The organism is Streptomyces cyanogenus (genome assembly GCF_017526105.1).
Classification (GTDB): Bacteria; Actinomycetota; Actinomycetes; order Streptomycetales; family Streptomycetaceae; genus Streptomyces; species Streptomyces cyanogenus.
In genome coordinates, this window is the sequence record NZ_CP071839.1 from 398183 (window position 1) to 424004 (window position 25822).

Sequence of the window (25822 nt, forward strand, 5' to 3'; positions counted from 1 at the left end):
CCTTGTCCGCGCCACCCGCTTCGTTGATACCCCGGCCCTGGCTGTTCTGGACCGGTGTCGCCCTCACCTGCGCCGGCGTCCTCGAACACCTGTGGATGTTCATCGACTCCGCGTCCATGCACTTCCACATGTCCATGATGGACATGTCACCGGCCTTGATGTGGGCGGCCATGGCCGCCATCGTCGTCGGCGTGATGCTCTCCGGCATCGCCGTCGTACAGCCCCGGACAGCCGATCCCGATGCCGGCCCCGCTCCGGCCCACCCCACGGCGGCGAGTCGGCGCCGCCTCATCGCCATCCTGACCTTCGCCCTTCTGGTGGACCAGATGAAGCCGGCCACCCTGGCGTTCATCTCTCCCGGTCTGCGGGCGGAATACGGCCTCAGCGCCGCCGACGTCTCCTGGCTGCCCACGGTCGCGCTGACCGGCACCGTGCTCGGATCGCTCGTCTGGGGACGCGCCGCGGACCGCATCGGCCGCCGGGCCACCATCCTCATCGCCTCCCTGCTCTTCCTCGGCACCACGGTGTGCGGTGCCATGCCGACCTTCGGCGGCACCCTTGTCATGTGCGCCTTGATGGGCATGGCGGCCGGAGGCATGCTGCCCGTGGTGTACGCCCTGATGACGGAGAGCCTGCCGCCCGGCCGCCGCGCGGCCATCATGGTCCTCCAGGCAGGACTCACCACCACCGGCGGCTACATGGCCGCCTCAGGACTGGCCGCCATCCTCATCCCCCTGGCCGGCTGGCGCGTGACCTGGTTCGCCCAGCTCCCCCTGGTCCTCATCCTGATCGCGCTGAACCGCTGGATCCCCGAGTCGGCCGCGTTCACCGCCCGGCAGGTACGAGCCAAGCAGGTCCCCGCCTCCACACTGTTCAAGCGCCCCCAGACCGCCAAGACGCTGGTGGTCAGCGCCTATGCACTGGCCTGGGGGCTGGTCTACTGGGGATTCATCACCTTCCTGCCCAGCCAGCTGGAATCCTCCGGCCGGCACGGCATGTCCGCCGCCACCCTGCTGTTCATCTCCTCGCTGCTCGCCGTGCCCACCTGCGTGGCCGGCGCATGGCTCTACATGCGGTGGTCGGCCAGGGGCACCATGGTCCTCTACGCCGCCCTCACCGTCGGCGCGCTCCTGACACTGTCAGCCGTCGGCCTGGACGGCAGTCGGCCCGTGCTGCTGGCCACCGTGATGCTGCTGTTCGCCGGCACCGCCGGTGTCATCGCGCTCATCGGCCCCTACACGGCCGAGATCTACCCCCTGGCCATCCGGGGCACCGCCGGCGGCTGGGCCGCCGCCATCGGCAAGTCCGGTGGAGCCTTCGGCCCGCCTCTGATCGCCCTGGTCCTCTCGGCACCGGGAGGCATCCGCACCGCCGCGCTGACCGTGGCGCTCCCCATGGCCCTGGCGGGACTCGCCGTCGCCCTCCGCGGGAGCAACCCGCAGACCGCCGCCCAGACCCCCGAGGGCGCCACCCCGCTCGACGCCGAGCTCGACGAGCTGGTCAGCAGCGGGGCCGTTGCCGCTCAGGCCACGGCGGCAACACCCGTAACCGGCGCAGGAGGTGCTGCCACATGACCGACGGCGTCAACGGCGTCGCACTGGCCGTCTTCGCCCTGTTCTTCCTGGCCGTCACGGTCCTGGGCTTCCTCGCCGCATGCTGGCGCAAAGGCGACGAACACACCCTCGACGAATGGGGCCTGGGCGGACGCTCGTTCGGCACCTGGATCACCTGGTTCCTGCTCGGCGGCGACGTCTACACCGCCTACACCTTCGTCGCCGTACCGGCGGCGGTCTACGCGGCGGGCGCGGCCGGCTTCTTCGCCGTGCCCTACACGATCCTCGTCTACCCGCTGGTCTTCACCTTCCTGCCCCGTCTGTGGTCCGTGTGCCACCGCCACGGGTACGTCACCACGGCGGACTTCGTCCGTGGCCGCTTCGGCTCGAAGGGTCTGTCCCTCGCCGTGGCCTTCACCGGCATCCTGGCCACGATGCCGTACATCGCCCTCCAGCTGGTCGGCATCCAGGCCGTACTGGACGTGATGGGCGTGGGTGGCGGCGAGCACACCAGCTGGTTCATCAAGAACCTGCCACTGCTGATCGCCTTCGGCGTGCTGGCCGCCTACACCTACTCCTCGGGCCTGCGAGCGCCAGCGATGATCGCCTTCGTGAAGGACACGCTGATCTACGTGGTCATCGTGGTCGCGATCATCTACATCCCGATCAAGCTGGGCGGTTTCGACGGCATCTTCGCCCAGGCGGGCGAGAAGTACACCGCAGCCGGTGCCGGCGGTCTGATCCCGCCTGCAGAGAGCCGGTGGACATACGCCACCCTGGCGCTCGGCTCCGCGATGGCCATGTTCATGTACCCGCACTCGATCACGGCGACGCTGTCGTCCCGCAGCCGGGAGGTGATCCGCCGCAGCACGACGGTGATGCCCCTCTACACCCTGCTGCTGGGTCTGCTGGCGCTGCTGGGCTTCATGGCGATCGCGGCCGGGGTGAAGGTCGGCAACGGCCAGCTGGCCATCCCGCAGCTGTTCGAGGACATGTTCCCGGACTGGTTCGCCGGGGTGGCCTTCGCGGCGATCGGCATCGGCGCCCTGGTCCCGGCGGCGATCATGTCCATCGCGGCGGCCAACCTCTTCACCCGCAACATCTACAAGGACTTCATCAAGCCCGACGCGACGGCCCAGCAGGAGACCAAGGTCTCCAAGCTGGTGTCGCTGCTGGTGAAGGTCGGCGCGCTGCTCTTCGTCCTCACCATGGACAAGACCGTCGCCATCAACTTCCAGCTGCTGGGCGGCATCTGGATCCTGCAGACCTTCCCGGCCCTGGTCGGCGGCCTGTTCACCCGCTGGTTCCACCGCTGGGCACTGCTCGCCGGCTGGGCGGCCGGCATGATCTACGGCACGGCCGCCGCGTACGGCATCGCCTCCCCGACCCAGGCACACTTCGGCGGCTCGTCGAAGGAGATCCCGGGCATCGGCCAGACCGGCTACATCGGCCTCACCGCCTTCGTACTCAACGTGGCTGTGACGGTGGTCCTCACCTTCGTCCTCAAAGCGGCCAAGGGCACCGAGGGCATCGACGCCACGTCCCCCGCGGACTACACGGCGGATGCGGCAGAGACGGAAGCCCTGCCGGCTCCCGCCGTCCGGCCGGGCACTTCACCTGCGCCCAACCCCAGTTGAGGGCCGATCCACGGATGTCTACGCCGCCGCCCCGATGCCGATCGAGCCCAGGGCGGCGGCCACCGTCCTTCGCAACGCCGCCGCGTCGGCACCGGCACGCGAGCGAAGGTTGACGCCGTAGGCCAGGAGCGCCAGCAGATCTGCCGAGGCGTCGGGGTCGGCGCCGTGCGCGAGCTGTCCCTGGTGCTCGGCGGTGACGAGTGCCGCGTAGATCGCGTCGCGCAGCTCACGGTGGTGCTGGTCCAGGACGGCGCGTACGTCCGGGTCGCTGTTATCGGCCCCAGCGTGGGCGTTGGAGACCATGCAACCCCAACGGGCGTACTCACCCGAGCAGCGGGCCTCGATCAGGCCGTCGAAGAACTCGGCGACGGCCGGCAGACCCCGCTCGTCCTCCGCCAAGCGCCGGAACATCGGCTGGGACCGCAGCTCCAGGTAGCGGCGCAGCGCGGACAGATAGAGCTCCTGCTTGCCGCCGAAGGTGGCGTACAGGCTGGAACGGCTGAGCCCGGTCGCGGTCACCACGTCCTGGATCCCGGTCGAAGCCACGCCCTGCCGCCAGAACAGCCGCACCACGGTCTCCAGGGCGGCATCCGGGTCGAAATGCTTGATGTCCGGCACGTTGCACCCCGCCATCCTGAAATAAGGATTCCAAGATACTCCCCGTTCATCACGCCGCAAAGGTGCTCACAGGCACAGAGTGGGACAGGCCGCCCACCTCCGCGAAGGCGTCCAGGTTCATCCAGGATCCACCCGCTGCCGTTCCGGCCGCCGCGACCATGCCCTCCATGAACCGGATACCAGCCCTCTGGGTCGTCGCCTACGGCTCGCACACATCCCGCCTCCGCCGCTTCCTCGCCCGCCGCACCGTGCACCTCGCCGCCTTCATCCGCGCCCTCGCCCTGGCCGACCACCGTCCGTTCACCAGCCTCTGACCCATCGACACCTGCGCACGGCTGGCGCGGGGCCCCGTGTACCCCTATCTTGGAACAGTCATTTCAAGATGTGTCCCGCCCCAGCCGTCAACCGGAAGGAATCAGCGTCATGACAACCCTGAACGCCGAACTGCGCACCTTCTACGAAGCGCGTCAGCAGCAGATCCCCGTCGAGATCCGGGAGATCATGCAACGGGCCGGCCAGGAACTCGCCGACTCCGGCCAGGCCGACCGCGCTCTGACCGTCGGCGCACAGGCCCCGCGCTTCCTCCTCCCCTCCGCGGACGGGCAGACGCTGGCCCTGGAGGACCTGCTCGCCGACGGCCCGGTCGTGTTGACCTTCTACCGCGGCGCCTGGTGCCCGTACTGCAACATCGCCCTGCGCTCCCTCCAGCAGCACCACGAGGCCATCACCGCCCGCGGCGCCCGTCTGGTGGCCGTCTCCCCGCAGATTCCCGACGAGTCCCTCACCCTCGCCGAGAAGCACTCCCTGGCCTTCGACGTCCTCAGCGACATCGGCTCCGACGTCGCCAAGCAGTACGGCCTCGCCTTCGACCTCCCCGACGACCTCGCCGCCGTCTACGACAGGCTCGGCTTCGACCTCCAGCGCGTCAACGACGGCCACCCGCGCACGCTCCCGCTGCCCGCGACCTACGTCATCGACCGCGACGGCACGATCCGCTGGGCCTTCGTCGACACCGACTACACCACCCGCGCCGAACCGGCCGACATCCTCGCCGCACTCGACGCCCTCGCCTGAGCACGCTCCCTGGTACGCAGGACGCACACCCGAGTGCCACTTCAGCTGCCGCACCGAGGCACTCCCCCAGTCCGGTGCGTTCGGACGCCCAGCCCCTACACCTTCGGGCGTGTCCGTTGATCAGCCTGGGCCCGTCGGGCCTTCAGGGCGGCCAGAACGGTCAGGCTCGACCCTGGGGGCTCATACGGTGGCGCCGGGTCCGGGCCGCCACGTAGCCGGTCAGGCATCCGAGGACGATGCACAGCGGGGAGTACAGCAGCAGGTCCCCGTGCCGGAACTCGGCCGGCGCCCCGCCCAGGCCGAGGCCGGAGACGACCAGGCCCCCCAGCCCACGGATCGACATCACGCCGAAGACCGTCCACAACCCGACGCGGACCAGGCGCGAGGCAGCCAGACGGTTCGCCGGCCGGGCGCCGGTGACGACGAGCCAGGAAGCCACGACCAGCAGCCCGGCGACGGCCAGCGTCAGCGGGCGCGACGGCAACTGCGACTCCTCCACCCCCACCACGGCGGACGCGAACTCGGCCCGCGAGTCCAGCGGCCAGGAGGAGAACGCCCACACCACATGCAGGGTCCCAGCCACAAGCAGACCCGCACCCGCCACAGCAGCCGCGACCCGTACCCCAAGGCCGGCGCCTGCCGTTGACGCAGCGCCCGGCCGTCCCGGCCACTCCTCACGTCCCGCCGGTCCGAGCACCCATGCCACCAGCTTCATCCCGCCACCCCCTCCGAGACAGTTCCGTACACTACTGTACGGATGTTCCGTACAGTAGTGTACGGAACATGGGAAAGGGCAAAGTCAGCAGGGACGACTGGACGATGGCCGCATTGCGGGCGCTGGCCCGCGGCGGGGTCGCCGCGGTGGCGGTGGACCGGCTGGCACGCGAGCTGGGCGTCACGCGCGGCAGCTTCTACTGGCACTTCGCCGACCGCGAGGCCCTGCTGGTGGCAGCCCTGGAGACCTGGGAACTACGCGCGACCACCGAGGTGGTGGCGGCCGTCCGAGCCCTGGACGACGCCTGGGCCCGGGCCCGCGCCCTGTTCGCGGAGGCCCTGGGCAGCGAGGAGATCGCCGGTCTCGAGCCCGCCCTCGCCGCGCAGACCAGCCACCCGGCCATCGCCGAGGTGGTCGCCCGGGTCACCGAGGCCCGACTGGCCTTCCTGACCGAGATCTTCACCGACCTGGGCTTCGGCGCGCAGGACGCCCGTCACCGAGCACTCGCCTCCTACGCCGCCTACCTCGGCTGGCTCGAACTGCGCCGTACCGCGGCCACCCTCGCACCCGAGACTCAACTCCACGAACCCGGTTCCTCGGCCGCGCTCGACCACCTGGTCGCCATGATCCTCACGCCGGCCGAGCGCGGACCAGGCTGACTCGTCGTCCCCCTCACGGTCGCAGAGGTACCGCCGCGCTCAGAGCCGGACCATGACTCGGCGCGAACTGCGGACAGAGCCGGTTCGTCGTACGTCTGCTGTATTGCGGTGCGGTCCGGCTCCAAGCACGCGGAAGGCGATGGGTGTTCCTCGGACTCAGCCGATGCCGAACCGGACGTACCGCGGTTCGACGAAACGCCGGTCGCCGCCGCCTTGGAGCGTGTAGCCCGAGGCCACCCATTCGGACGCTGCCGGGTGGTACTGGTGACAGGTGAGGTAGTCACCCCAGGTTCCGGGGTCCGGCCCCTGCGTGCTCTGACGCGTGAGGACCAGACGCCACTCACCACCGTCGCGGAACCCCACGACATGGCTCGGATGCCGCGGACCGCCGCCCATGAACAGGCTCACACCGACGACGCCCTGGGCGTTCGGGCAGGCCGCCGGGAAGGCGAAGGCCGACTGCTGGTTCCAGATCTCCGGTTCCTCCACCAGTGCCTGCGTGGTGACATCCACGACCGCGCCTTTGACGTACGGCAGGGGCCGGCCGGCGCGTGCCGCCGCGGTCCACAGGAAGCCGGCACGTGTGCCGCTCACCCAAGCACCGGTGATCCGGGAGTCGACCCGCTTGGACAGCCAGTCCTTGCCGTCGGGCCCCTGCGCCTGATAAGGGCCGGAACTCCATGGGCTGACCTGTACGTCGAACCAGCCCACGGTGTTGGAGTTGTCCGGCCAGCCGTGCACGCGAAGGTTCGTACCGCTGTTGTGGCTGGCGAAGAACATGCTCCCGGCCGCTCCCTGAGTGAGCCGCAGAGAACCGTGCTTCGTCGTGGACCACCACTGGTAGCCGATGGATGCTCCGTTCCGCAGTGCGTCCAGGGGCAACTTGAAGACGACGGCGCGCTGCCAGCGGCCGGCGGCGTTGAATGCGTTGAAGGTGACGTAGAGGTGGTTCATGCTGGTGGCCGCGTCCGGATAGTCGAACCACATGTCCCGCCACTCGGCGTTGAGGTCGATCGGAGCGAAGTCCCACCAGTGCCAGGCAGTCGGATCACTACCTGGGGAGACCGCCACTCGGAAGACGTTGTTCCGGACGCCGGGGTGATCGGGATCCTCACGGGTGATGTACTGGAGTATCCAGATCCAGATGTCCCGGCTCGGTTCGTACATGACGATCTGGTCGCAGCAGAATCCGCCGGCCGCGGTGGGCAGGACCGTGAAGGGATCGACAAGTTCCCATTGCTTGCCCTCCGTCGAGCTGCGGCTGCCGAACCAGTTGCCCGTGACGAAGATGTTGCTGTTCGAGGCCGCGGCCGTGGGCTCGTCGATGGTGCTCGTCTGGGTGCTTGTCGCGTGGTCGTCCAGGCCGATGTTCTGGACGATGCGGACAGTTGCCATGGCTGCCGTCCTCCCGGGGAGGTCACTGACCGCGGGTGCCTCACGGCTCCAGCGGTTCGGGTGTGGTGCTGGGCTGCTCATCGGACGGCGGCGCGGCTTCCTCCGGTGTGGTCTCGGGGATCTGGTCGGAGGTCGGGCCCATGGGCTTGCGCCGTCGAGCGAGCTTCTCCTCACGCTCGTCCAGCATCCGCTGCCGCTCATCGGGCTGGACGTCGGTCCGTGGCGCCGCCTTCTCGTCGGACAGCGACTGCGCCGGACCGGCCTGCGCCAGGGCGGCGTCCTCGGCCTCATAAGTCCGGCCACTGTGCGGTTCGTTCGTCATGGGGCCCATCCTTCTCGTGGTCAGGTGTCGGCTCGGGCCGAGCGGGAGAGCGTCTGCCGAAGTTCCCTCACTCGGTTCGTAGTTCTCCGGCCCTACGCCATTCACTGCGCGCGAGCAACGAGAAGACAACCGTGGCACACAGCGTGACGGCAACGATCGCCCATTCCAGGGCGCCACTCCCCTGGTCGGGCTCGACACCGAAGACGCGCTCGATCCAGTCCCGCCAGACCAGGGTGACGATGAACAGGATTCCACTGATCACAGCGGCGACTGTTTCTACCCAAGCCCGTATGCGCGCATTGCGTATCATGATGGACACCCTCGGTGATGACCTTGTTCCCCAGGCTCAAATAGGCCCTCTTCCAGTAAGCGACGGACGGCCGGGGTCGGCAACCTCGGCGCGGCAGCGACAGATCCCGGTTTCCCCTTCATCTTTTGCCGCGTCAACAAATTGCCGTCCGGCTGTTTGCCCTACTTGGAGCACGAAGGGCAACTGATGATGCCAATCAATCCCGACCCGGGGTATCGGCCGTCAGCCGTGCCGCCGCTTCCGCCTTGAACCGCCGGAAGTCAGCGGCTTCCGTGCGGTGGCGGTCGATCCAGTGGCGGGTGCGCAGTAGCCTCCTTCCGGACTCTTCCTGACTTCCTTGGCGTCACGCCGTTGCTAGGACAGTCCCGCGAGATACGCGCGCTCCTGGCGCTCCGCGCGAGAGACTTGCGGCGCCGAAGTGGCGGCATCCGGGCCGAAGCCCTCCCGCTGGGCGCGCGGCAGGTCGTCCAGAGTCATGTCCCGGTTTCTCGCCACGTCCTCAGCCTGCAGCTCCGTAGGACCTGCGCGGTCGTAGAAGAAGGGGAAGCCCTTGCGGGTCATGCAGTCCCGTACCAGGGCCCCTTCCCCATCCGCGAGCAGCGTCCTGGTCTCGGCTTCTGACGACCCTTCCGGGGAAATGCAGGTCCCCGCGTAGACCGCAGATGCGTCTGCTGCACGGCTCGCTTGCAACGCCGAGTTCAGCGACCCAGAGATTGGTTGGCAGGGCTGTTCCGACGGCCAGACAATGGCCGGCTGTGATCTTCCGCGGCGGTGGTGAGGCGCCTAGCGTGACCAACCAGTCTGGTGGGACGGCTTCAAGGGTGTGGGGGTGTGTGGCAGGGCGTCGCGAAGTGCCGGTGGACCCAGGGGCGGGTCCGGTTCAGCGGTTAGCATTCGAGTTGCGGAAGCTGCGGGCCAATGCGGGCGGGATGCCCTACCGGTTGCTGGCGCAGCGGGCCGGGTATTCGGCCACGACACTGTCGCAGGCGGCCGCGGGTGAGCGTCTGCCGACGCTGCCGGTGACGTTGGCGTATGTGCGTGCCTGCGGCGGCGACGTCGTGGAGTGGGAAGCCCGGTGGAAGCAGGCCGTCGAGGAAGTCGCCGCGTCGAGCACCGTGCGACAGGACGCGGGGGCCGAGCCTCCGTACAAGGGACTGGCGCGGTTCGAGACGGGTGACAGCGCTCGGTTCTTCGGCCGTGACCGCCTCACCGCCGATCTGCTGGACCTGCTGCGCCGCCGGCGGTTCGCCGCGGTGTTCGGGCCGTCCGGCAGCGGTAAGTCCTCCCTGTTGCGCGCCGGGCTCATCCCCACCCTGCAGCACACCCAGGACACGGCACTGCGCCCGGCCTCCATCCGCATCCTGGCCCCCGGCGAGCACCCGGCGCACACCCACTCCCCTGCGTTCACCGCCGGCGGCGCCCCTTCCAGCGCCGCAGCCACCGGGGCGGACACGCTCGTCGTCGTCGACCAGTTCGAAGAACTCTTCACTCTCTGCCACGACCCTGCCGAACGTGCCCGGTTCATCGACCTGCTGCTGGATGCCCTCCGGCCCGAGAGCGGGCTACGGGTCCTGATCGCAGTGCGAGCCGACTTCTACGGCCACTGCGCCGAACACCGCGACCTCGCCGGCGCCCTGCGCGACGCCCACCTGCTCGTCGGGCCCATGAGCCCGGAAGAAGTGCGCGAAGCCGTCGTCAAACCCGCCACCGCGACCGGACTGACGGTGGAGCGGGCGCTGACCGCCCGGCTGGTCGAGGAAGTCACCGACGCCCCGGGCGGACTGCCCCTGCTGTCGCACGCGCTGCTGGAGACCTGGCGCCGGCGCCGCGGCAAAACGCTCACCGTGACCGGATACGAGGCAGCCGGCGGCCTCGCCGGGGCCATCGCCAAGACCGCCGAAGAGGTCTACGGCCGCTTCACCGAAGACCAGGCAGCTGCGGCACGCCGCCTCCTGCTGCGCCTGGTCGTCCCCGGCGACGGCACCCCTGACACCCGACGCCCCGTCGGCCGCGCGGAACTGGAGGACATCGGAGGCCACGAAACCGCACAGGTCCTGGAAGCCCTCACCCGTGCCCGGCTGCTCACCGCGGACGACGACACCGTCGACCTCGCCCACGAGGCCCTGCTTACCACCTGGCCACGGCTGCACCGCTGGATCGATCAGGACCGCGAACACCTACGCGTACAACGCACGCTGAGCGAAGCGGCACGCACCTGGAAGGACCTGGGCCACGACCCGGGGGCGCTGTACCGCGGCACCCGTCTGACCACCGCCCGGGAACACTTCGGCTCCCGGCCGACCGCAGACCTCACCAGCCTCGAACACGCCTTCCTGACCAGCAGCCTCGAGGCTCGCGAGCAAGAAGAACGCGCCACCGCCCGCTCCACCCGCCGCCTGCACCGTCTGAGAGCAGGTCTGTCCGCTCTGGCGGTGCTCGCCCTCATCGCGGGGTTGGTGGCCTGGCAGGAGAGTCGGTTCGGCGATCAGCGGCTGGCCGACGCCACGTCCCGTCGTGTTGCGGCGGCCGCGGAGGCCATGCGTTACGCGGACCCGCTGACGGCGATGCGGCTCAGCGTTGCGGCGTGGCGCATCAGCCCGACCTTGGAGGCCAAAGCCGCGCTCGTGGGCCCGATGACCCAACGCGAACAGGACGTCTTCAACGGACCCGGCGTGGGCGCCACCAGCGGCAGATTTCTCAGCTCGGACAGCCGCACCCTCGTCACGAGCGACCATGGCCAGGTGAGCATGTGGGACGTGGACAGCCGCCGACGCACCCACATGCTCAGGATTCGACCGGATACGTCGGCCTACGACCTTTCGCCGGACGGCAAACACCTCTTGGTGGTCGCGGGCGACACGATGCAGCTCCGGGATGTGTCTTCTGGCCAGACGGTCAGTCTGCCTTTCAAGCTCGGTGACGCGTACGCGGTGTTTGCTGCGGACGGGCAGAGCTTGAAAGTCGTGGCCAAGCATTCGGTCATCATGTGGGACGTACGACGACGCCGCGCGACATTCCGACGCGGAAGCCGCACCCCCGTACGTTCGCCCCTCGACGCCACCGGCCGGTTCATGGCGTTGTGCACGGCGCCCACGGTCCTGGAGGTCTGGGACACCCGGACGTCCCGGCTCATACGGGCATGGCGCTCGGACACCGTCTCCCAAGAGGCCTGCAGCGGCGACAGGACATCCGTCGTCCTCGACCCGGGCCGCCGTACTCTGATGGTCGTCACTGGTACAGGGTTGCGGACCTGGAACTGGGACTCGGGCAAGGAACTGCCTACGGCTCACGAAGTCGGATCGGACCAGTCCGTCTGGGACTACGACGGACGGTTTCTCGTGACGGCGGACGACGACACCATGCGTATGTGGAGAGCCGCAGACCTCAGCACACCGGTGTACCAGTACCCGCTGCACCACCATGACATCCGGGAAGTACACCTGGACACGGAACGCAGGGTGATCCGGTACCTCGAGGAACAATCGGCATCGGCCGCCGTCGTCCGCACCCTCTATCTGGGCGACGCACTGACTCGCCGCTGGCACGACGCACCAGCGAAAGTCGCACTTCCGCAACCCGAGCAGATCGGCGGACGTCTGACCGCCGTCGCGCCCGGTCCCCCGGGCAGCGACCGTGTGGCAACCGGTGACGACGCCGGCTGGGTAACGGTCTGGGACGGGGCTCAGAAACGGCGGTTGAGCACCTTCTCCGGGACCACCAGCGCCGGGGGAAGCAAAGAGCCCGGGTCCGTGACCGCCCTGACATACTCCCCCGACGGCCAGTTCCTGGCCGTCGGGGGCAGCTCCGGCACGGTGAGGCTGTGGGACGCCGTAACAAGCCGGCCACTCGGATCCACCCTGCTCACGGCAGGAGACAGCGTGCAATCCCTGACCTTCGCCCGCGACGGAACAACACTCACCGTCGACAGCGAGCACACCCCACCGCACACGTATGGCATCGCCCCCGAGTCCATCGTCGAATCCATCTGCCGCCGTTCAAGAGGTGGCATGCGTACAGCCGATTGGCAGTCGTTGATCCCTGAACTCCCCTACCGGCAGACCTGTTGAGCGACTCACGTCTCGGTTCGACGGAGATTCGCCAGTACGGCGGCGGGGCGACGGCCGAGCGCGGGCGAGCGCGGGCTTGGAGGGTGGACGGGCGTAGGACGCGGCAGCGAACCGGCGACGAGCGGGCGCGGGCCGGGGCAACCGGACGGCGCAGCGGAGGCAGACGACGGCGTACGGGTTGGAAAACGACGTCGCCGACAGTGTGGAGCCGCACTCTCAGGCGCCGCGCCTGCGGCCCGCGCGCCGACCGCGATCGGCTTGGGAGCACGGTAGGGGGCGGAGGCGCCGGCCGAGGCGTATTCCGCCAACGCCAGGCAGGACAGCGCCACGGGCGCTGGTTCGTCGGCAACCAACTGCCCACTTCTGCCCTCTTCCTGATCGACAGATGGATGCGGTCGAACCGGCCCAGCCATCTCCGACCAAGGGGGAGCCGTTGTTCCGCAATGCAGTTCGGGCTGTGGGGGTCGCCGGTCTTGCCGTGGCGCCCTTGCTGGGAGGGGCGGCGGGGGTGTCGGCCGCCGAGGGCGCGAGCCCCTCTCCGGGCGTCCGTCTGGAGTATCACGTGGCTCAGAACCTCGCCCTGGAAGCCGGTGACGACATCTCGTTCAGCCTCGAGGGAATGCCACCGGGATGGGACAAGGTCGAGGTCACCTCCCCGGCCCTGCAGGAGCCGATCACCCTCGTCCCCCTGAAGAAGGGGTCGACGCAGTCGCTCCAGGTGGACGCGCCGGGCACAGACCACCGCGTCCGCTCGGGCCTGCGCGCGGGCACCTATCCGGTCACCGCGACGAGCCATGGCCGTACCGTCGCCACCACTCAACTCAAGATCCTGGCCGAGAACTCTGCGCAGATCTACCGGTTCGTCATCGGTCCCCGTAACGCGCCCCCCGGCAGCGACACACCCGCCTCCCTCCGCCCGGGCAGTGACGTCCGGGTGGTCCTCAACGACCTGCGGGCCGCACCAGGGGAGGACTCCCTCACCGTCACGTCGCCCGTCTTCAGGGGGCCGTTGACCATCAAGACGGACAGCCCGGACAACCCCGGCTGCAAATGCGACGACCCCGGCACGGTCTACGCGGGCTACGGAGAATTGCGAGGCGACGTACCCAACGGCCGCTACACCGTGACCGTGGTCAGCCACCACGGGCAGCAGACCACGAAGCAGCACGTCACGATCGCCGGCCCGCCCGTCAGGGACGGCGGCTCTTCCTGGGCGGTCGCCGGTGGCGTCACGGCCGCGGGGCTGGCCCTCGCCGCTGGCGGAGTGTTCACGGTGCGGCGCCACCGCTCACGCAAGACCGAGCCCTCCGCGTAGAGGCGAACCGGCAGTCGCAGAGACCGTCCCTGCCGTTCTTCAAGTCTTCCTTCGCTCCTCCCGGCCGTTTCCGGCCGGGAGGCGTTTCAGTTGTCCCATGACTCAGAAAGCATTCCTTGCATACCTCACACAGACGAATGTCGCGCCTCGTGGTCCTGGCGGCCGGAACTGCTCTGCTCCTGACGGGAGGGGCAAGCCTCGCACAGGCCGAGGTTCAGGACGTCACACCGGCACCTCACCTGTCTGCGACGACGGTGCCGTCCGCTGAAACGACAGCCGGACCGTCCGTCGAACCAGCGCCCTCAGCATCTGCCGGCCCCTCGACCCCGAACGGAACGGGGGAGCCCTCGGCCTCGCCGTCGGCGAGCGCGGGCGGTTCCACCGAGCCGAAGACCGGCGACGACGACTGGACGGACGCGGACGCCATCCGCTTCTGGACGCCGGAACGCATGGCCTCGGCCACCGACCCGGCACTGCCCGCGCAGCAGGCGGACCCGAGCGCCAAGGCCCGTGCGCGGCGGGCGGCCCCGGCCGGTCCCTCGGTGGCGGCCGCCATGCCGACGGCGGAGCACATCCTCGGGCTGAAGTCGGTCGGGACGATCTTCACGTACGACACGGATCCGACCACCGAGCGGATGCACGCGCACAAGTGCACCGCCAGCGTGGTGGAGAGCCCAGGGCACAATCTGATCCTGACCGCGGGGCACTGCGACGGCGGCAAGGCCGTCTTCGTCCCCATGTACGCCGCCGAGTACACGCTGGACAAGCAGACGTTCGGGTTCTACCGGGTCGCCAAGTTCTTCACCGACAACCGGTACGTGCACAACACCAAGAAGCCCATTTCCGACCTGGACTTCTCCTTCGGCCGGCTCGATCCCTCGAAGAGTGGCAAGCAGGCGCAGGACGTGGTGGGCGCGAACAAGCTGGTGCGCACGCCGGGTTACCTGAACAAGGTCACGATGCTGGGCTATCCCTCCAGCCACGACCCCGAGGACCATCCCGTGCGGTGCCCCGCGCAGACGGAGGCGCTCCCCGGCTTCTACCAGATCCAGGCCAAGTGCCGTGGCATGTGGAGCGGCGTCTCCGGCGGTCCTTGGTTCTCCCGGGTCGACTGGGCGAAGGGCACCGGTGAGATCATCGGGAACGTCGGCGGGTACAACGGCGGCGGCAACGACGCGAACGTGGACTGGCTCACGTACAGCCCCATGCACGGCGACTGGTTCTTCCGCCTGTACGACGAGGCGAAGAACAACCACGTCCCCCAGCACGGCAGCACCTACGACCAGCCGCCGCTGCCGTACTCCATGGGCGGCGGTGACACCTGGTCCCATGCCAAGCTGCTGGCCTCGGGCGAGTACACCGGCGACGGCAAGGGCGACCTGATCGTTGTCTGGACCGACGGTGAGGTGACCCTGTACACCGGTGACGGCAACGGCGGGTTCGCCGACGAGCGGCGGCTGGCCGCACCCCACGGCGTCTGGCAGGACGTCAAGTCCCTCACCGGAGGGGACTTCTCCGGCGGCAACAACTCGGATCTGCTGGTGGTGTTCGATTCCGGCGAGGTCCGGCTCCTCCCCGATGTCGGCACCAAGGGACTGGACGGCGGGATCAAACTGGCCGGCGCCGGATCCATCTGGAGCCATGCCGACCAGATCACCGGAGGCAGCTTCGGCACCGCGAAGTACGTCAGCGACCTGGTGGTGCGCTGGAGCGACGGCGAGGTCACCGACTACACCGCCGTCGGCGACAAGGGCTTCGGCACCGAACACCAGCTGGCGAAGCCGAAGAGCGCCTGGAAGGACGCCACTCTGGTGACCGCGGGCGACTTCACCGGCGGCAACAACTGGGACACCCTGGTGCGCTGGTCCGACGGACATGTCTCCCAGTTCCAGGAGACCGGCCCCGGCGGCGTCGGCAAGGAGGTCCACATGGCCCCGGCCGGCAGCATCTGGTCCCACGACTCGGTGATGACAGCGGGCAGCTACGACTCCAACGGCTGGCCGGACGACCTCGTCGTCCGCTGGTCCGACGGCGAGACCACCATGTACACCCACACCGGCGCCACCTTCGGTGCCGAACACATGCTCGTCGCCTCGAAGTAACCGCCCCACCGCCTGCTCCCACGGCCGAGGCGGATCCGGTGACCCGAACCAACGGGCCCCCGGATCCGCCCGCGGGGTGCCACGCCCCGCAGCGCTCTTCGACTGTGCAGTCGCTCAGGTCCGGCAGATCGGCTCTGCGCAACCGGAAGGGGCCGGATCGGGCCGGGGCACGGCGTTGAACGGGGTAGCGGCCTGCAGACCCCGTCCTCCAGCGGCCCGTACCGGCGGCCGGCTCCACGCCGTCGGGCGGTCCCGGCACGGAAGTCGGCATCCGCGCCGACGCCGAAGTGCGCTGAACGCAGCGGGCCGAGAACAACAAGAGACGGCGTGCGGTGCGGGGCGTGTGCCAGGGGCGGCAGCAGGGGGATGAGTCCTGGTGCCGCCCCCGGTGCGGTGGGTTTGTCAGCTGACGTTGACCGCGGTCCAGGCCGCGGCGACCGTCTTGGCTTCGGTGCTGTCCGCGCCGTACAGGTCCGCTGCCGCCTTCAGGGTGCCTTCGCGGGCTGCCTTGTAGTCGGTCTTCGAGGTGAAGTACGTGGTCAGCGCCTTGTACCAGATCTGCAGGGCCTCGTCGCGGCCGATCCCGGTGACCTTGGAGCCGTCCTGGGTGGGCGAGTCGTAGCTGACGTCGTTGATCTTCTTCGCACCGCTGCCCTCGGCGAGGAGGTAGAAGAAGTGGTTGGCGACGCCGGAGGAGTAGTGCACGTCCTTGTTGCCGACGTCCGCGGACCAGTAGTCGGCGGAACCGCCGTCCTTGCTGGGCTTGTCCATGTAGCGCAGCGGGGTGCCGTCACCGTTGATGTCGAGCTTCTCGCCGATGAGGTAGTCGCCGACGTCGGTGGAGTTGCCGGCGTAGAACTCCACGCCGGTGCCGAAGATGTCGGAGGTGGCCTCGTTCAGGCCGCCGGACTCGCCGGAGTACTCCAGGCCCGCGGTGTTGGAGGTGACGCCGTGGCTCATCTCGTGGCCGGCGACGTCCAGGGAGGTGAGGGGGGCGGCGTCCTTGGCGCCGTCGCCGTAGGTCATGCAGAAGCAGTTGTCGTCCCAGAAGGCGTTCACGTAGGCGTTGCCGTAGTGGACGCGGGAGTAGGCGCCGACGCCGTCGTTCTTGATGCCGCTGCGGTTGAAGGTCTTCTTGTAGAAGTCCCAGGTCTCCTGGGCACCGTAGGCGGCGTCCGCGGCGGCGGTGGCCGCGTTGGAGGCCTTTCCGTCGCCCCAGGTGTCGCTGTCCTGGGAGAACAGTTTGCCGGTGCCGTCGGATCCGTGTTCGAGGTTGTAGGTCTTGTGGCCGCCGCGCGTGCCGTCTGTGAGGGTGTACGACGATCCGGACTGGACGCTGGTCAGGTCGACCTTGCCGCTGTACTGGGTGTTGCCGACGCCGGTCTCGATGCCCTGGTACTGGAAGAGCTTCTTGCCGGTGGCCGCGTCGGTGATGACGTGCAGCCGGTTCGGGGTGCCGTCGTCCTGCAGGCCGCCGACGACCGTCTCGTAGGCGAGGACGGGCTTGCCGGAGCCGGCCCAGATTACCTTGCGGGCGCCGTCCGCGGCGGTCTTGGCGGAGCCGAGGGTCCTGGCGGCGGACACCGCCTGCTTCTCGGCCTGGGCGGCGGTGATCTGCGGCGTGAGCGAGGCCACCTTGACGGCGGTCGTGGTCGCTCTGGTGACGCCCTCGGTCTTGCCGGACTTGGCCGTGTGGACGACCAGGTCGCCGCCGAGCACCGGCAGCCCCGCGTAGGTGCGCTCGTAGCGGGTGTGCACGGTGCCGTCGGCGTCCTTGACGACGTCCTTGACGACCAGCTTCTCCTTCGCGCCCAGCCCTATTCGCTGCGCCGTGGTGGCGGCGCCGGCCTGCGCCTTGTGGATCAGGGTGGTGCGGGCGGCGGCCGACAGGGTGGTCGGGGCCGCACCGAGCGGCTTGGCGGCTGCGGATTCGGCTGGGATCTGGGCGGAGGCACTGGTGGCCGGACCCGTGGACAGCAGAGCTCCGGCCGCCACCGCGGTCGCGATGGCCAGAGGGGTGCGCTGACGACGCACGTTGAGGAGGCTCACGAACAAAGGCTCCTTGTTGTGGAGGGAACGCCGCCGGGCCGGTATGGGGCCGGCCCAAGCAGCTGTGGAATGGGTGGTGCTCGTACAGCGGGTGAACAGAGGCTGACATGTATGTCATGTACATGCCATTCCCGCTGGATGGTGTTGGTCGAGAATCGGCCGACCGTCCCCACCAGGAAAAACGGCACACCGAAGGCGCCGCGCGCGGCGGCGCAGCCGGCAGCAGTCGGCTCTGTGTGAGCCGGCTTCACTGCCCTGCGCGACACGTGCCGCATCATCCGCGTCGGACCGTGCGCAGCGCACGGCCGGCGGTTCAACGCGCCGGGTCCGGGCCGGCCCCGCGCAGGGGCCCGCTCAAGCGGGGCGCGCAGTATCCGCCGAAGCCCTACCGCCGCGCACCATCGGCTCTTTTACGCCGGTGTCCGGCACGCCAGGGCCGACGCCTGCTTCGCGTCACCGCGGCTGCCATGACACCCACGCGTCTGCCCAGCCGTCTTCTCCTGGCCGGTGGTGGTCATTCGAGGGTGGCCTCGGCGAACCCAGTGGCCGTGGCGTCGTCATACGCCGAGTACCAGGAACCGGATGTGACCGGCAGCTGCTCGGCTCGTCCTCCACGTCCCTGCCGTCGCGGGCCGGGACCGTCCGCCGGGTGGTACAGCCGTCCGTCTGGATGGACCAGGTGTCGAACGTGTCCCGGGCGTGGCCGTCCATCGAGTGCGGGGCGTCCACGGCGAGCGCGGCCAGCTCCTGCCGGGCGGTCGCCGCCGACGGCGGCGGGGGCGGACCGACCAGGGTGAGCCGATCCGGCACCGGTCAAAGGTAACGCTGTTGCGGGCAGACCAGAGACTGCGCGATGCATGAAGTCTCCAAATGCAGTGGGGGGTTGGAGATGCGTTCATGAGGAAACCGCAGTTGCCCCGTGGTGCGCTACGCGCGTTGACGACATGTGACAACTCCCCCACGTGACCTTCACTCAACGGTCATCGCCGCCCCGTGCTCAGCGTGCCGGCCTGGGCTGGACCCACAAAGGCGTGATCGTGTTGGGGCGGTCGTCGCCTACGCGGTGAAATGCAGTGCGAGACTTCAGCACCCGAACGGTCGTCCTCGCATGCGACAGATGAGGCCCGGAGACACGGTCCTCTTCACCATCACACCGTGTTCGACCACAGCGGACCTGCGACCATTCGCGGTGCAGCGTGCGGCCCAGCACGGTCGTGGGTGGCCGCCGCAGCCGTTACGCGGCAGTCTTCTTGCGGCGACGCCCGCTGCGGGCGAGGGCGTCGACGAGTTCCTCACGGCTCATCTTCGACCGGCCAGGAAGGTCCTGCTCGGTCGCCCTCTGGTACAGCTCCGCCTTGCTCAGCTTCTGCAGCTCCGCCTTGCCGCCGGCACCGCGGCTGCGGGCCCGTGCCGCCCCCGCCTTCTTCGTCGGCGCCTTCCGCGCCGGTGTCTTGGCCGATGTGCCTGCCGCCGACGACCGGGCGGCCGCCTTACGCGGCCCGGTCTTCTCCTTGCGCTCGCCCGCCGGCTCCTTGCCACCGCGGCCGGAACGCGCTGCCTGCAGGCTGCCTTCGAGGACCTTCATCAGGTCGATCACGTTGGTCGCCTCCGGCGGCTCCTCCGCTGCCACGATCTCCTGGCCCTCGGCCTTGGCCCTGACCAGCTCGCGCACCTTCTCCTGGTAGGTGTCGTGGTAACGGGCCGGATCCCAGTCGGAGCTGAGCGCGTCGACCAGTTGCAGCGCCATGTCCAACTGCTTGCCCCTCCCCGCGCGGCCGGAGGGAAGCTCGGGTAGCTCCTGGCTCGGATCACGGACCTCATCCGCCCAGTGCAGCGTCTGCAACACCAGCACCCTGTCCTCCGCGCGCAACGCCGTCAGGTACTGCTTGTTCCGCATGACGAAGGTGGCGATCCCTGCCTTGTTCGACTGAGCCAGGGCAGCGCGCAGCAGCTCGTAGACCTCGGTGTACTCCTTGCCGCGGGGGGCGATGTAGTAGGTGCGGTCGAAGTACACCGGCTCGATGGCGTCCAGCGCGACGAAGTCGGTGATGTCCAGGGTCTGGGAGCGGCCTGGCGCGATGTCGTCGAGTTCGTCGGGCTCGACCACGACGTACTGGCCCTCGTCGAGCTCGTAGCCCTTGACGATGTCGCTGGTGTCGACCTCGTCGCCGGTACGCTCGTTCACCCGCTTGTTGCGGACCCGGTCCGAGGTGCCGCGCTGCAGCTGGTGGAAGTGGACGGTGTGGTCCTCGGTCGCCGTGTACAGCCCCACGGGCACGGTGACCAGCCCGAAGGTGATCACACCTGTCCAGATCGCCCGAGCCATGATCGTGCTCCGTCCCTCCGGCCCCGGCATGCACAGGTGCCCGGGCCCACGCCTGTTGTCACCACGCTCGCACCGCCGCCTGTGCCGCGCCCGCCGGGCCACCGGTACAGGCACCCGAACGGCGGTCGACCGGGGTGGAGGGCATCGGACGTGACGTGGACACTGCAGGAGCCGATGCCGGCCGCCTACGTGCCGGACTCGGCTCTGCCGGCGGGCTGGGCGACCCAGCACGGCACGAGGCCGGTCAGGGCGACCGTGTGTCGCATTGACCGGCCTCGTTGAACGGCATCCGCCCCGGGCGAGCACTCCGGTGTGTCAGCCGGTCAGGTACCACAGCTGGGATGCTGTTGCGTGTCCCCCGGGCATCTCGCGTAGGGGCGCATAGTTGTCGTCGCCGTAGGTGGCGGTGACGGCGAGGTCCTCGTTCAGGTAGGGCACCAGGGCCCAGGCCTGGCCGTCGGTGGTGGGGCGCAGCCGCCACCACTGCGCCTTCTTCGTGGACTGGCACGGGGCCAGGTGGACAGAGGTGCCGGCGTCGCCTCGGACCTCCGCGCAGTTGCCGGTGGTGGTGATCGTCCAGTCGTAGACCGTCTCGCCCTGCGCGGTCCCGGTCGGCCTGAAGCGGAAGGTGCGCGGGAACGGGTGGTCGGCCCGGTAGTACACCTGCAGGTAGGTGTTGTTGCCACCTGCACCGTCGTCCGGGATGAGGTAGTTGGTGTAGGCCAAGCTGGTGATCACCACGGGGTCCGAGGGAGTGCTGGGGGCAGCGGGTGCCGCCTGGGCGGGCGTGCTGAGCTCGAGGCCGATGAGCGCGGCGAGCGCGGCGCAGAGGGCGAGGATGCGTTGTCCAGCGGGAGTGTGCTGTCGAACCGGCAGGGTCATGCAGATTTACCCCTTCCTGGCGAGGCCACAGGCTTCCGCCCCTGGCATCTGTGATTCAACCGCCACTCTCCCCTGCCGGGGATCACTCGCGGGAGTGATGCTGGGTCTCTGACGTGCAGAAACGACCCTTCTTGGGGATGGGCTTCACAGATCCCTGGGAGCCACTCGTACCGTCGTACCGAGGCGGCTACGACCGGTGCGGTGGCGGGGCGTTCACGCGTGTGTTGCAGTCGTTCGGGGCGTGGGTGGGCGTGGTTCGTCAGCTGCTCGTCGGTGTCGTCGCCGGCCTCCGTCAGCTACTCGGCAGCTACTCGGCCACGGCGCGTGGACGTTGTGGACGTTGGCGAGTGCCGCCGCGGTCGAGGCCTGACGAGCGGTGCGGGCCGCCGTTGTTGACACCACTCCCCTCGGCTGACGGGAGAGAAGCGGCGTCGTCTCCGGGTGGCTTTCCCATGAGGGCCGGCTCGGGGGGACGGCCAGTGCCTGGTTTCGAGGTGTGCCCACCCTCGGTGCAACCCCCGGCCCCTTCCGGGGCAAGCGTGCAGCCAACGGTCAGGTTCCTGCCGGCCGCAACACTCTGCGACGGGCTCCGCAGGGCGCGGGATTCGCGGGGCGGGCCAGGCCGGGTTCCAGCGCCGGGCTGACCAGGCAGCGGCGTCGGCGAAGGGGCCTGGAGAGTTCGGCGAGCATCGCGAGGGCCTGGTCGCGGGTGGCGTCCACGGCCTGGTGTCGGTCAGGGACTGTCGCCGGACCAGTCGAAGCGGCCGCGGTCGCCCGGGCGCGGGTCGTACAGCGTCCGGCCGCCGGGCCCGAAGTGTCCGAGGTCCGTCAGCAGGGAGACACCGGTGTCGAGCTCGTCCTGCGTACAGCCCGTGATGTCCAGGAGCAGCCCGTCCAGCGGGCCTCCGACCAGTTCGACGTAGCTCCGGCCCGGGAGTGGACCCGGGTGGTCGGGATCGGCTCCGTACACCCGGCCGCGCAGCAGCTGCTCGTCGTCGCTGTTCATACCGTCCAGCGTTCCAGCCACCACTGACAACGCGGGCTTCACGGCATCGGTCTGTGCTTGGCCGCGCCGTCAACGGAAGGCCTGCCCGGGTCAGGTACGGAAGCGGGAGGGCCAACCGCCAACCTTTCGTGCTCCAGTCTGTGCCTCCGCCGCCTGGCGCACGCTCTCCTGCTCTTGGTGCTCGCGTTCGTCGGCTTCGGCCTGTTGCTCGGCCGCGACGGCCGGAACCCGGCATTCCTCGCACAGGTGCGGGTGCGACCGGTGATGCCGTCAGTCCGAGGTACGGCCGATCGTCGCCCACCGGTCGCCGGTGAACTCGTGCCCGGAGTCGGCGCACACTGGCCGCCGCGCCTTCCGCTGTGCGGCTCCCTGTGCCCGGCGGCGTCGCTGCTCTTCCCGGGCGGTCCGGAGACGGGGCGATGTAGGCGTACGGGGCGATGTAGGCGTCCCGGCGGGAGGTGCCGATCGTCGCCCAGCAGCAGTTCCAGCGTAGTCGCCACGATCGGGATGCAGCCGTCGTAGGGGTGGTATCCGCCCTCATCGTGCCACCGGCCCTGCCAGTGGTGGCGACGACGTCGGTGAACAGCTGCGGCACCCCGGCCGAGCCAGGATCATAAGTCTGGCGGAAACCCGGATCAGCTCACTGAGGGCATGCGCCAGCGGGCAGGAAAGGAGGCCCTGATGCCGGGGCGGCTCGCGCGCTTGATTTTCGTAACCGGCCCTGCAAGGGACTCCTGGCAGAGCAGACCGACGCCGCAGAGAGGACCATTGTGTAGGACGGTGCAGCACGATGCCCGAGGTGAGAGCCGCGACCTGGAGATCGGCCCGGTGTGCACATCCGTCACCGGGACGACGAGGCCGGTGGCTTCGCCCATGGCGCGGAGGCCAAGAACCCGCACCGTCCCGGCCGCCACTGACGACAGAGCACGAACCGCCGGCCCGGCACGAGCCGCGAAGGGCCGGCCGACCCGTCTGGAGGAATGCCGTGTGCCGTCTTTTCGGCCTCAGCAGCGCGCCCCGCCGTACCCACGCCACCTTCTGGCTCCTGGACGCCCCGGACAGCCTCAGCCGGCAGAGCCACCGCGACCCCGACGGCACCGGCCTCGGCTACTTCGCAGCCGACGGCACCCCACGCACCGACAAGGCTCCTATCGCCGCCTACCAGGACCGCGCCTTCGCCGAGGAGGCCCGCGAGGTCGAATCGGCAACCTTCATCGCCCACGTGCGCTTCGCCTCCACCGGCAGCCTGGACGTCCGCAACACCCATCCCTTCGAGCAGGACGGGCGGCTCTTCGCCCACAACGGGGTCGTCGAGGGTCTGGACAAGCTCGACGACCACCTGAGCGAGGACCGGTCGCTCGTGACGGGTGACACCGACTCCGAGCGGCTCTTCGCCCTGATCACGCGGGAGACCCGACGGCACGGCGGTGACGTCACCGAGGGCATCCGGCACGCCGCCCGCTGGATCGCCGGCAACCTGCCCGTCTACGCCCTCAACCTGATCCTCATCACCCCCGAGGAGCTGTGGGCGCTGCGCTACCCGGACACCCATGCCCTGTACGTCCTGGAGCGCCGGGCGGGCGGCCAGCACGGCAGCCGGCATCTCGACCACAGCGGCACCCACGGTCGCATGCGCATCCACTCATCGCACCTTGCCGAGCACCCCGCCGTCGTCGTCGCCAGCGAGCGTATGGACGACAACCCCCACTGGCGCGAGATGGAGCCCGGCGAACTGCTCCACGTCGGCCCCGACCTCCGCCTCACCCGAGAGGTCGCCCTTCCCGATCCTCCGGCGCACCAACTCACCCTCGACGACCTGCACCCCGACGCAGCCGCCTCCCAGAAGGCTGCCTGAGGGGCCCGCACCGAGGCCGTCAGGGAACTGGCCGGCCACCGGGCTGCGGCTGCGGCTGCGGCTGCGGCTGCGGCTGCGGCTGCGGCTGCGGCTGCGGCTGCGGCTGCGGCTGCGGCTGCGGCTGCGGCTGCGGGAGTCTCGCCGCCTTGCTGAGCTGCCGGTCCGCAGTTACCTCTGCCCCTGGGGCAAGGGCCATGCTGAAGACGTGGACGAGTTGATCCCCATCGGAGAACTGGCCACCCGCACGCGGCTGAGCCGCAAGGTACTGCGGCTGTACGGGGACCGCGGCCTGTTGGCCTCCGCCAGTATCGAGGGGGCGGGCGAGGTCCGCCGGTATGGGACGGATCAGATCCGGCGCGCCCGTCTCATAGGAGACCACCCGCATCCACCCGGGCCCGCACCGTGACCACCCGCTGCGCGGCGACATCGCACTCGGCGGCGCCTGCGTTCCTGCACCGGCACGCCGGGCACGCCGACATCCTGCGCGAACATCTCGTCGGCTCGACAGGTACAGCAGCCGAGTACGCGGTCCCGAAGGGCGACGGGGCCTTCTGGGCGGCCCGGCACGTGAAAATCGAGCGCGCCGCCAAAGCAGCGGCCGACCCTGGACCTGACCGCATTGGTCGTTGACGATGCTCTGCGGCCCCTCCTCCGGTCAGCGCCGGGAATCGGCCACCCGTCAGCTCTGGGCCGAGGCAGCCCGGTTGACGCCAACGAGGCATTCGGCCGCTAGCCTCAAGTCCCATGATCGTATGGCTCAACGGCACCCATGGCGTAGGCAAGACGACGACCAGTGCGCTCGTGCAGCAGCTGATCTCGGATTCACGGGTGTTCGACGCCGAGAAGGTCGGCGAGACACTCATGGACATCACACCGGGGCTACCCGCTACGGACAACTTCCAGCACTGGCCACCATGGCGGCCGCTCGTCGTCGAGACCGCCCGCCGCGTGCTCGACTACACCGGCGGCACGCTGGTGATGCCCATGACTGTCCTGGTCGAGCAGTACTGGCGCGAGATCAGCACGGGCCTTGCCCAGCATGCCATCCCGGTCCGGCACTTCGTCCTCCATGCCGACCAGGAGACCCTCCGCGGGCGTATCGCCGGAGACACCGTTCTGGGGCCCAACTCCCCGTTCCGTCTCCAATATCTTGAGCCCTACGCCGAGGCGGCCCGCACGTGGCTGCACGCCGAGGCGGAGGTCGTCGACACCACGGACCTCTCCCCCGCCCAGGCCGCCCTGCAGATCGCAGACGCCGTAAGAAGGTGAGACGACCTGCCGGCGTCAAGCCTCGTAGGTGAGAAGACTGCCGTCCTATGTACCAACCGACGTGCCTCGGCCCGGATCTGAGGCTCGCGGGCTGTTCCGGAGCACGGCTGCTACAGGTCGAACTCCACATGCTCGATGTCCGTGAAGCGGACTTCCTCCAGGCTGCCGGCGCGGCGGCCACCGTCCTGGAAGTACACCTCGCGCAGTGCGTCGGCGGCGATCTGCTGGAGCTCCTGGTCGCCGGCGCCGGCCTCCTGGGCGTCGAAGAGGCGAGCAGCGTACTGCGGCGGCAGCGCGACGGTCAGGTGACGGAGCCGGGACTCGTCCGTCGACCCGATCGGGGCCGTGTAGCCGAGCCGGGCCCGGGTGTCGAGGACGATGCCGCCGGTCGTCGCCGCCTGCTGTCGGGCCCTGGCCCGGATCTGGGGCTGCCACCGCTTCCTCACCTCGCGCTCCATGCGCGCGGCGAGGTCCGGGCGGGGCTTCTTGATCTGGTTCTTCACGTACCGTTCGACGGTGCGCTGGGAGATGCGCAGCATCTGGGCGACCGGCTTGGTGCCCTTCAGCTGCTTGACCAGGTACCGCATCTGCGCGCCCGCGCTCTTGGGTACCGGACGGGTGAACGCCTTCTGCACCGCGGCGTCCAAGCCGTCCCCGAACAGGCTCAT

At 69.4% G+C, this 25822-nt stretch carries 22 protein-coding genes; 11 read left to right on the forward strand and 11 right to left on the reverse strand.

Annotated elements, in window-relative coordinates; genetic code table 11:
* Positions 1–2 precede the first annotated feature (2 nt).
* Both S1361_RS01715 and mctP read left to right on the forward strand, forming a co-directional pair.
* The gene (locus S1361_RS01715) at positions 3–1574 is read left to right on the forward strand and encodes an MFS transporter (protein WP_243769034.1); all 1572 of its coding nucleotides are present in this window, start codon (positions 3–5) and stop codon (positions 1572–1574) included.
* Positions 1571–3190: a monocarboxylate uptake permease MctP gene (gene mctP, locus S1361_RS01720; RefSeq protein WP_208030069.1), complete on the forward strand. Its 1620-nt coding sequence runs from the start codon at positions 1571–1573 to the stop codon at positions 3188–3190. The genes S1361_RS01715 and mctP overlap by 4 nt, the downstream gene beginning before the upstream one ends.
* An 18-nt stretch (positions 3191–3208) precedes the next feature.
* On the opposite strand, the gene S1361_RS01725 is transcribed toward mctP, so the two are convergent.
* Complete coding sequence (locus tag S1361_RS01725) at positions 3209–3808, reverse strand: TetR/AcrR family transcriptional regulator (protein WP_208030070.1); 600 nt, start codon at positions 3806–3808, stop codon at positions 3209–3211.
* Positions 3809–3975: 167 nt separating this feature from the next.
* Between S1361_RS01725 and S1361_RS01730 the strand changes: the two genes are divergently transcribed.
* Together S1361_RS01730 and S1361_RS01735 are read left to right on the forward strand one after the other, a co-directional pair.
* On the forward strand, positions 3976–4122 hold the full coding sequence (locus S1361_RS01730) for a hypothetical protein (protein WP_208030071.1): 147 nt from the start codon (positions 3976–3978) through the stop codon (positions 4120–4122).
* A 109-nt stretch (positions 4123–4231) separates the two neighbouring features.
* Positions 4232–4882 carry a peroxiredoxin-like family protein gene (locus tag S1361_RS01735; protein ID WP_208030072.1) on the forward strand — a complete coding sequence of 217 codons (651 nt, stop codon included), beginning with the start codon at positions 4232–4234 and terminating at the stop codon, positions 4880–4882.
* A gap of 160 nt (positions 4883–5042) precedes the next feature.
* On the opposite strand, the gene S1361_RS01740 is transcribed toward S1361_RS01735, so the two are convergent.
* Positions 5043–5465 (reverse strand): DUF3995 domain-containing protein, encoded by a 423-nt coding sequence (locus S1361_RS01740; RefSeq protein WP_208030073.1) that lies wholly within the window; start codon positions 5463–5465, stop codon positions 5043–5045.
* A gap of 200 nt (positions 5466–5665) precedes the next feature.
* Between S1361_RS01740 and S1361_RS01745 the strand changes: the two genes are divergently transcribed.
* Positions 5666–6256 carry a TetR/AcrR family transcriptional regulator gene (locus S1361_RS01745; protein WP_208030074.1) on the forward strand — a complete coding sequence of 197 codons (591 nt, stop codon included), beginning with the start codon at positions 5666–5668 and terminating at the stop codon, positions 6254–6256.
* Positions 6257–6412: 156 nt separating this feature from the next.
* Here S1361_RS01745 and S1361_RS01750 read toward each other — a convergent pair whose 3' ends face one another.
* From S1361_RS01750 to S1361_RS01765, 4 genes are all read right to left on the reverse strand, one after another.
* Entirely contained in the window at positions 6413–7651 is a 1239-nt protein-coding gene (locus tag S1361_RS01750; RefSeq protein ID WP_208030075.1) for a hypothetical protein, read from the reverse strand.
* Between the two features lie 40 nt (positions 7652–7691).
* Positions 7692–7973 (reverse strand): hypothetical protein, encoded by a 282-nt coding sequence (locus S1361_RS01755; RefSeq protein WP_208030076.1) that lies wholly within the window; start codon positions 7971–7973, stop codon positions 7692–7694.
* Between the two features lie 67 nt (positions 7974–8040).
* Positions 8041–8235 (reverse strand): ABC transporter permease, encoded by a 195-nt coding sequence (locus S1361_RS01760; protein WP_243769035.1) that lies wholly within the window; start codon positions 8233–8235, stop codon positions 8041–8043.
* Positions 8236–8637: 402 nt separating this feature from the next.
* Entirely contained in the window at positions 8638–8844 is a 207-nt protein-coding gene (locus S1361_RS01765; RefSeq protein WP_208030078.1) for a hypothetical protein, read from the reverse strand.
* 338 nt (positions 8845–9182) lie between these two features.
* Between S1361_RS01765 and S1361_RS01770 the strand changes: the two genes are divergently transcribed.
* The 3 genes from S1361_RS01770 (at position 9183) to S1361_RS01780 (ending at position 15767) form a co-directional block, all read left to right on the forward strand.
* A complete protein-coding gene (locus tag S1361_RS01770; RefSeq protein WP_243769036.1) occupies positions 9183–12350 on the forward strand; it encodes an nSTAND1 domain-containing NTPase in 3168 nt (1055 codons plus the stop codon).
* Positions 12351–12912: 562 nt separating this feature from the next.
* Positions 12913–13665 carry a hypothetical protein gene (locus tag S1361_RS01775; protein WP_243769037.1) on the forward strand — a complete coding sequence of 251 codons (753 nt, stop codon included), beginning with the start codon at positions 12913–12915 and terminating at the stop codon, positions 13663–13665.
* Between the two features lie 254 nt (positions 13666–13919).
* Complete coding sequence (locus tag S1361_RS01780; protein ID WP_243769038.1) at positions 13920–15767, forward strand: trypsin-like serine peptidase; 1848 nt, start codon at positions 13920–13922, stop codon at positions 15765–15767.
* A gap of 402 nt (positions 15768–16169) precedes the next feature.
* Here the strand turns inward: S1361_RS01780 and S1361_RS01785 are convergent, their stop codons facing one another.
* The 4 genes from S1361_RS01785 to S1361_RS01800 form a co-directional block, all read right to left on the reverse strand.
* Positions 16170–17816 (reverse strand): M4 family metallopeptidase, encoded by a 1647-nt coding sequence (locus S1361_RS01785; RefSeq protein WP_208030081.1) that lies wholly within the window; start codon positions 17814–17816, stop codon positions 16170–16172.
* A gap of 1234 nt (positions 17817–19050) precedes the next feature.
* Complete coding sequence (ku, locus tag S1361_RS01790; protein WP_208030082.1) at positions 19051–20142, reverse strand: non-homologous end joining protein Ku; 1092 nt, start codon at positions 20140–20142, stop codon at positions 19051–19053.
* 315 nt (positions 20143–20457) lie between these two features.
* The gene (locus S1361_RS01795) at positions 20458–21024 is read right to left on the reverse strand and encodes an RICIN domain-containing protein (protein ID WP_208030083.1); all 567 of its coding nucleotides are present in this window, start codon (positions 21022–21024) and stop codon (positions 20458–20460) included.
* 733 nt (positions 21025–21757) lie between these two features.
* Entirely contained in the window at positions 21758–22030 is a 273-nt protein-coding gene (locus tag S1361_RS01800) for a hypothetical protein (RefSeq protein ID WP_208030084.1), read from the reverse strand.
* A 985-nt stretch (positions 22031–23015) separates the two neighbouring features.
* On the opposite strand from S1361_RS01800, the gene S1361_RS01805 reads away from it, so the two are divergent.
* From S1361_RS01805 to S1361_RS01815, 3 genes are all read left to right on the forward strand, one after another.
* Complete coding sequence (locus S1361_RS01805) at positions 23016–23885, forward strand: class II glutamine amidotransferase (protein WP_208030085.1); 870 nt, start codon at positions 23016–23018, stop codon at positions 23883–23885.
* Between the two features lie 205 nt (positions 23886–24090).
* Complete coding sequence (locus S1361_RS40210; protein WP_208030086.1) at positions 24091–24291, forward strand: MerR family transcriptional regulator; 201 nt, start codon at positions 24091–24093, stop codon at positions 24289–24291.
* Positions 24292–24629: 338 nt separating this feature from the next.
* Positions 24630–25154, forward strand: a complete 525-nt coding sequence (locus S1361_RS01815; RefSeq protein ID WP_208030087.1) for an AAA family ATPase — start codon at positions 24630–24632, stop codon at positions 25152–25154.
* A gap of 110 nt (positions 25155–25264) precedes the next feature.
* Here the strand turns inward: S1361_RS01815 and tpg are convergent, their stop codons facing one another.
* The gene (tpg, locus tag S1361_RS01820) at positions 25265–25822 is read right to left on the reverse strand and encodes a telomere-protecting terminal protein Tpg (protein WP_208030088.1); all 558 of its coding nucleotides are present in this window, start codon (positions 25820–25822) and stop codon (positions 25265–25267) included.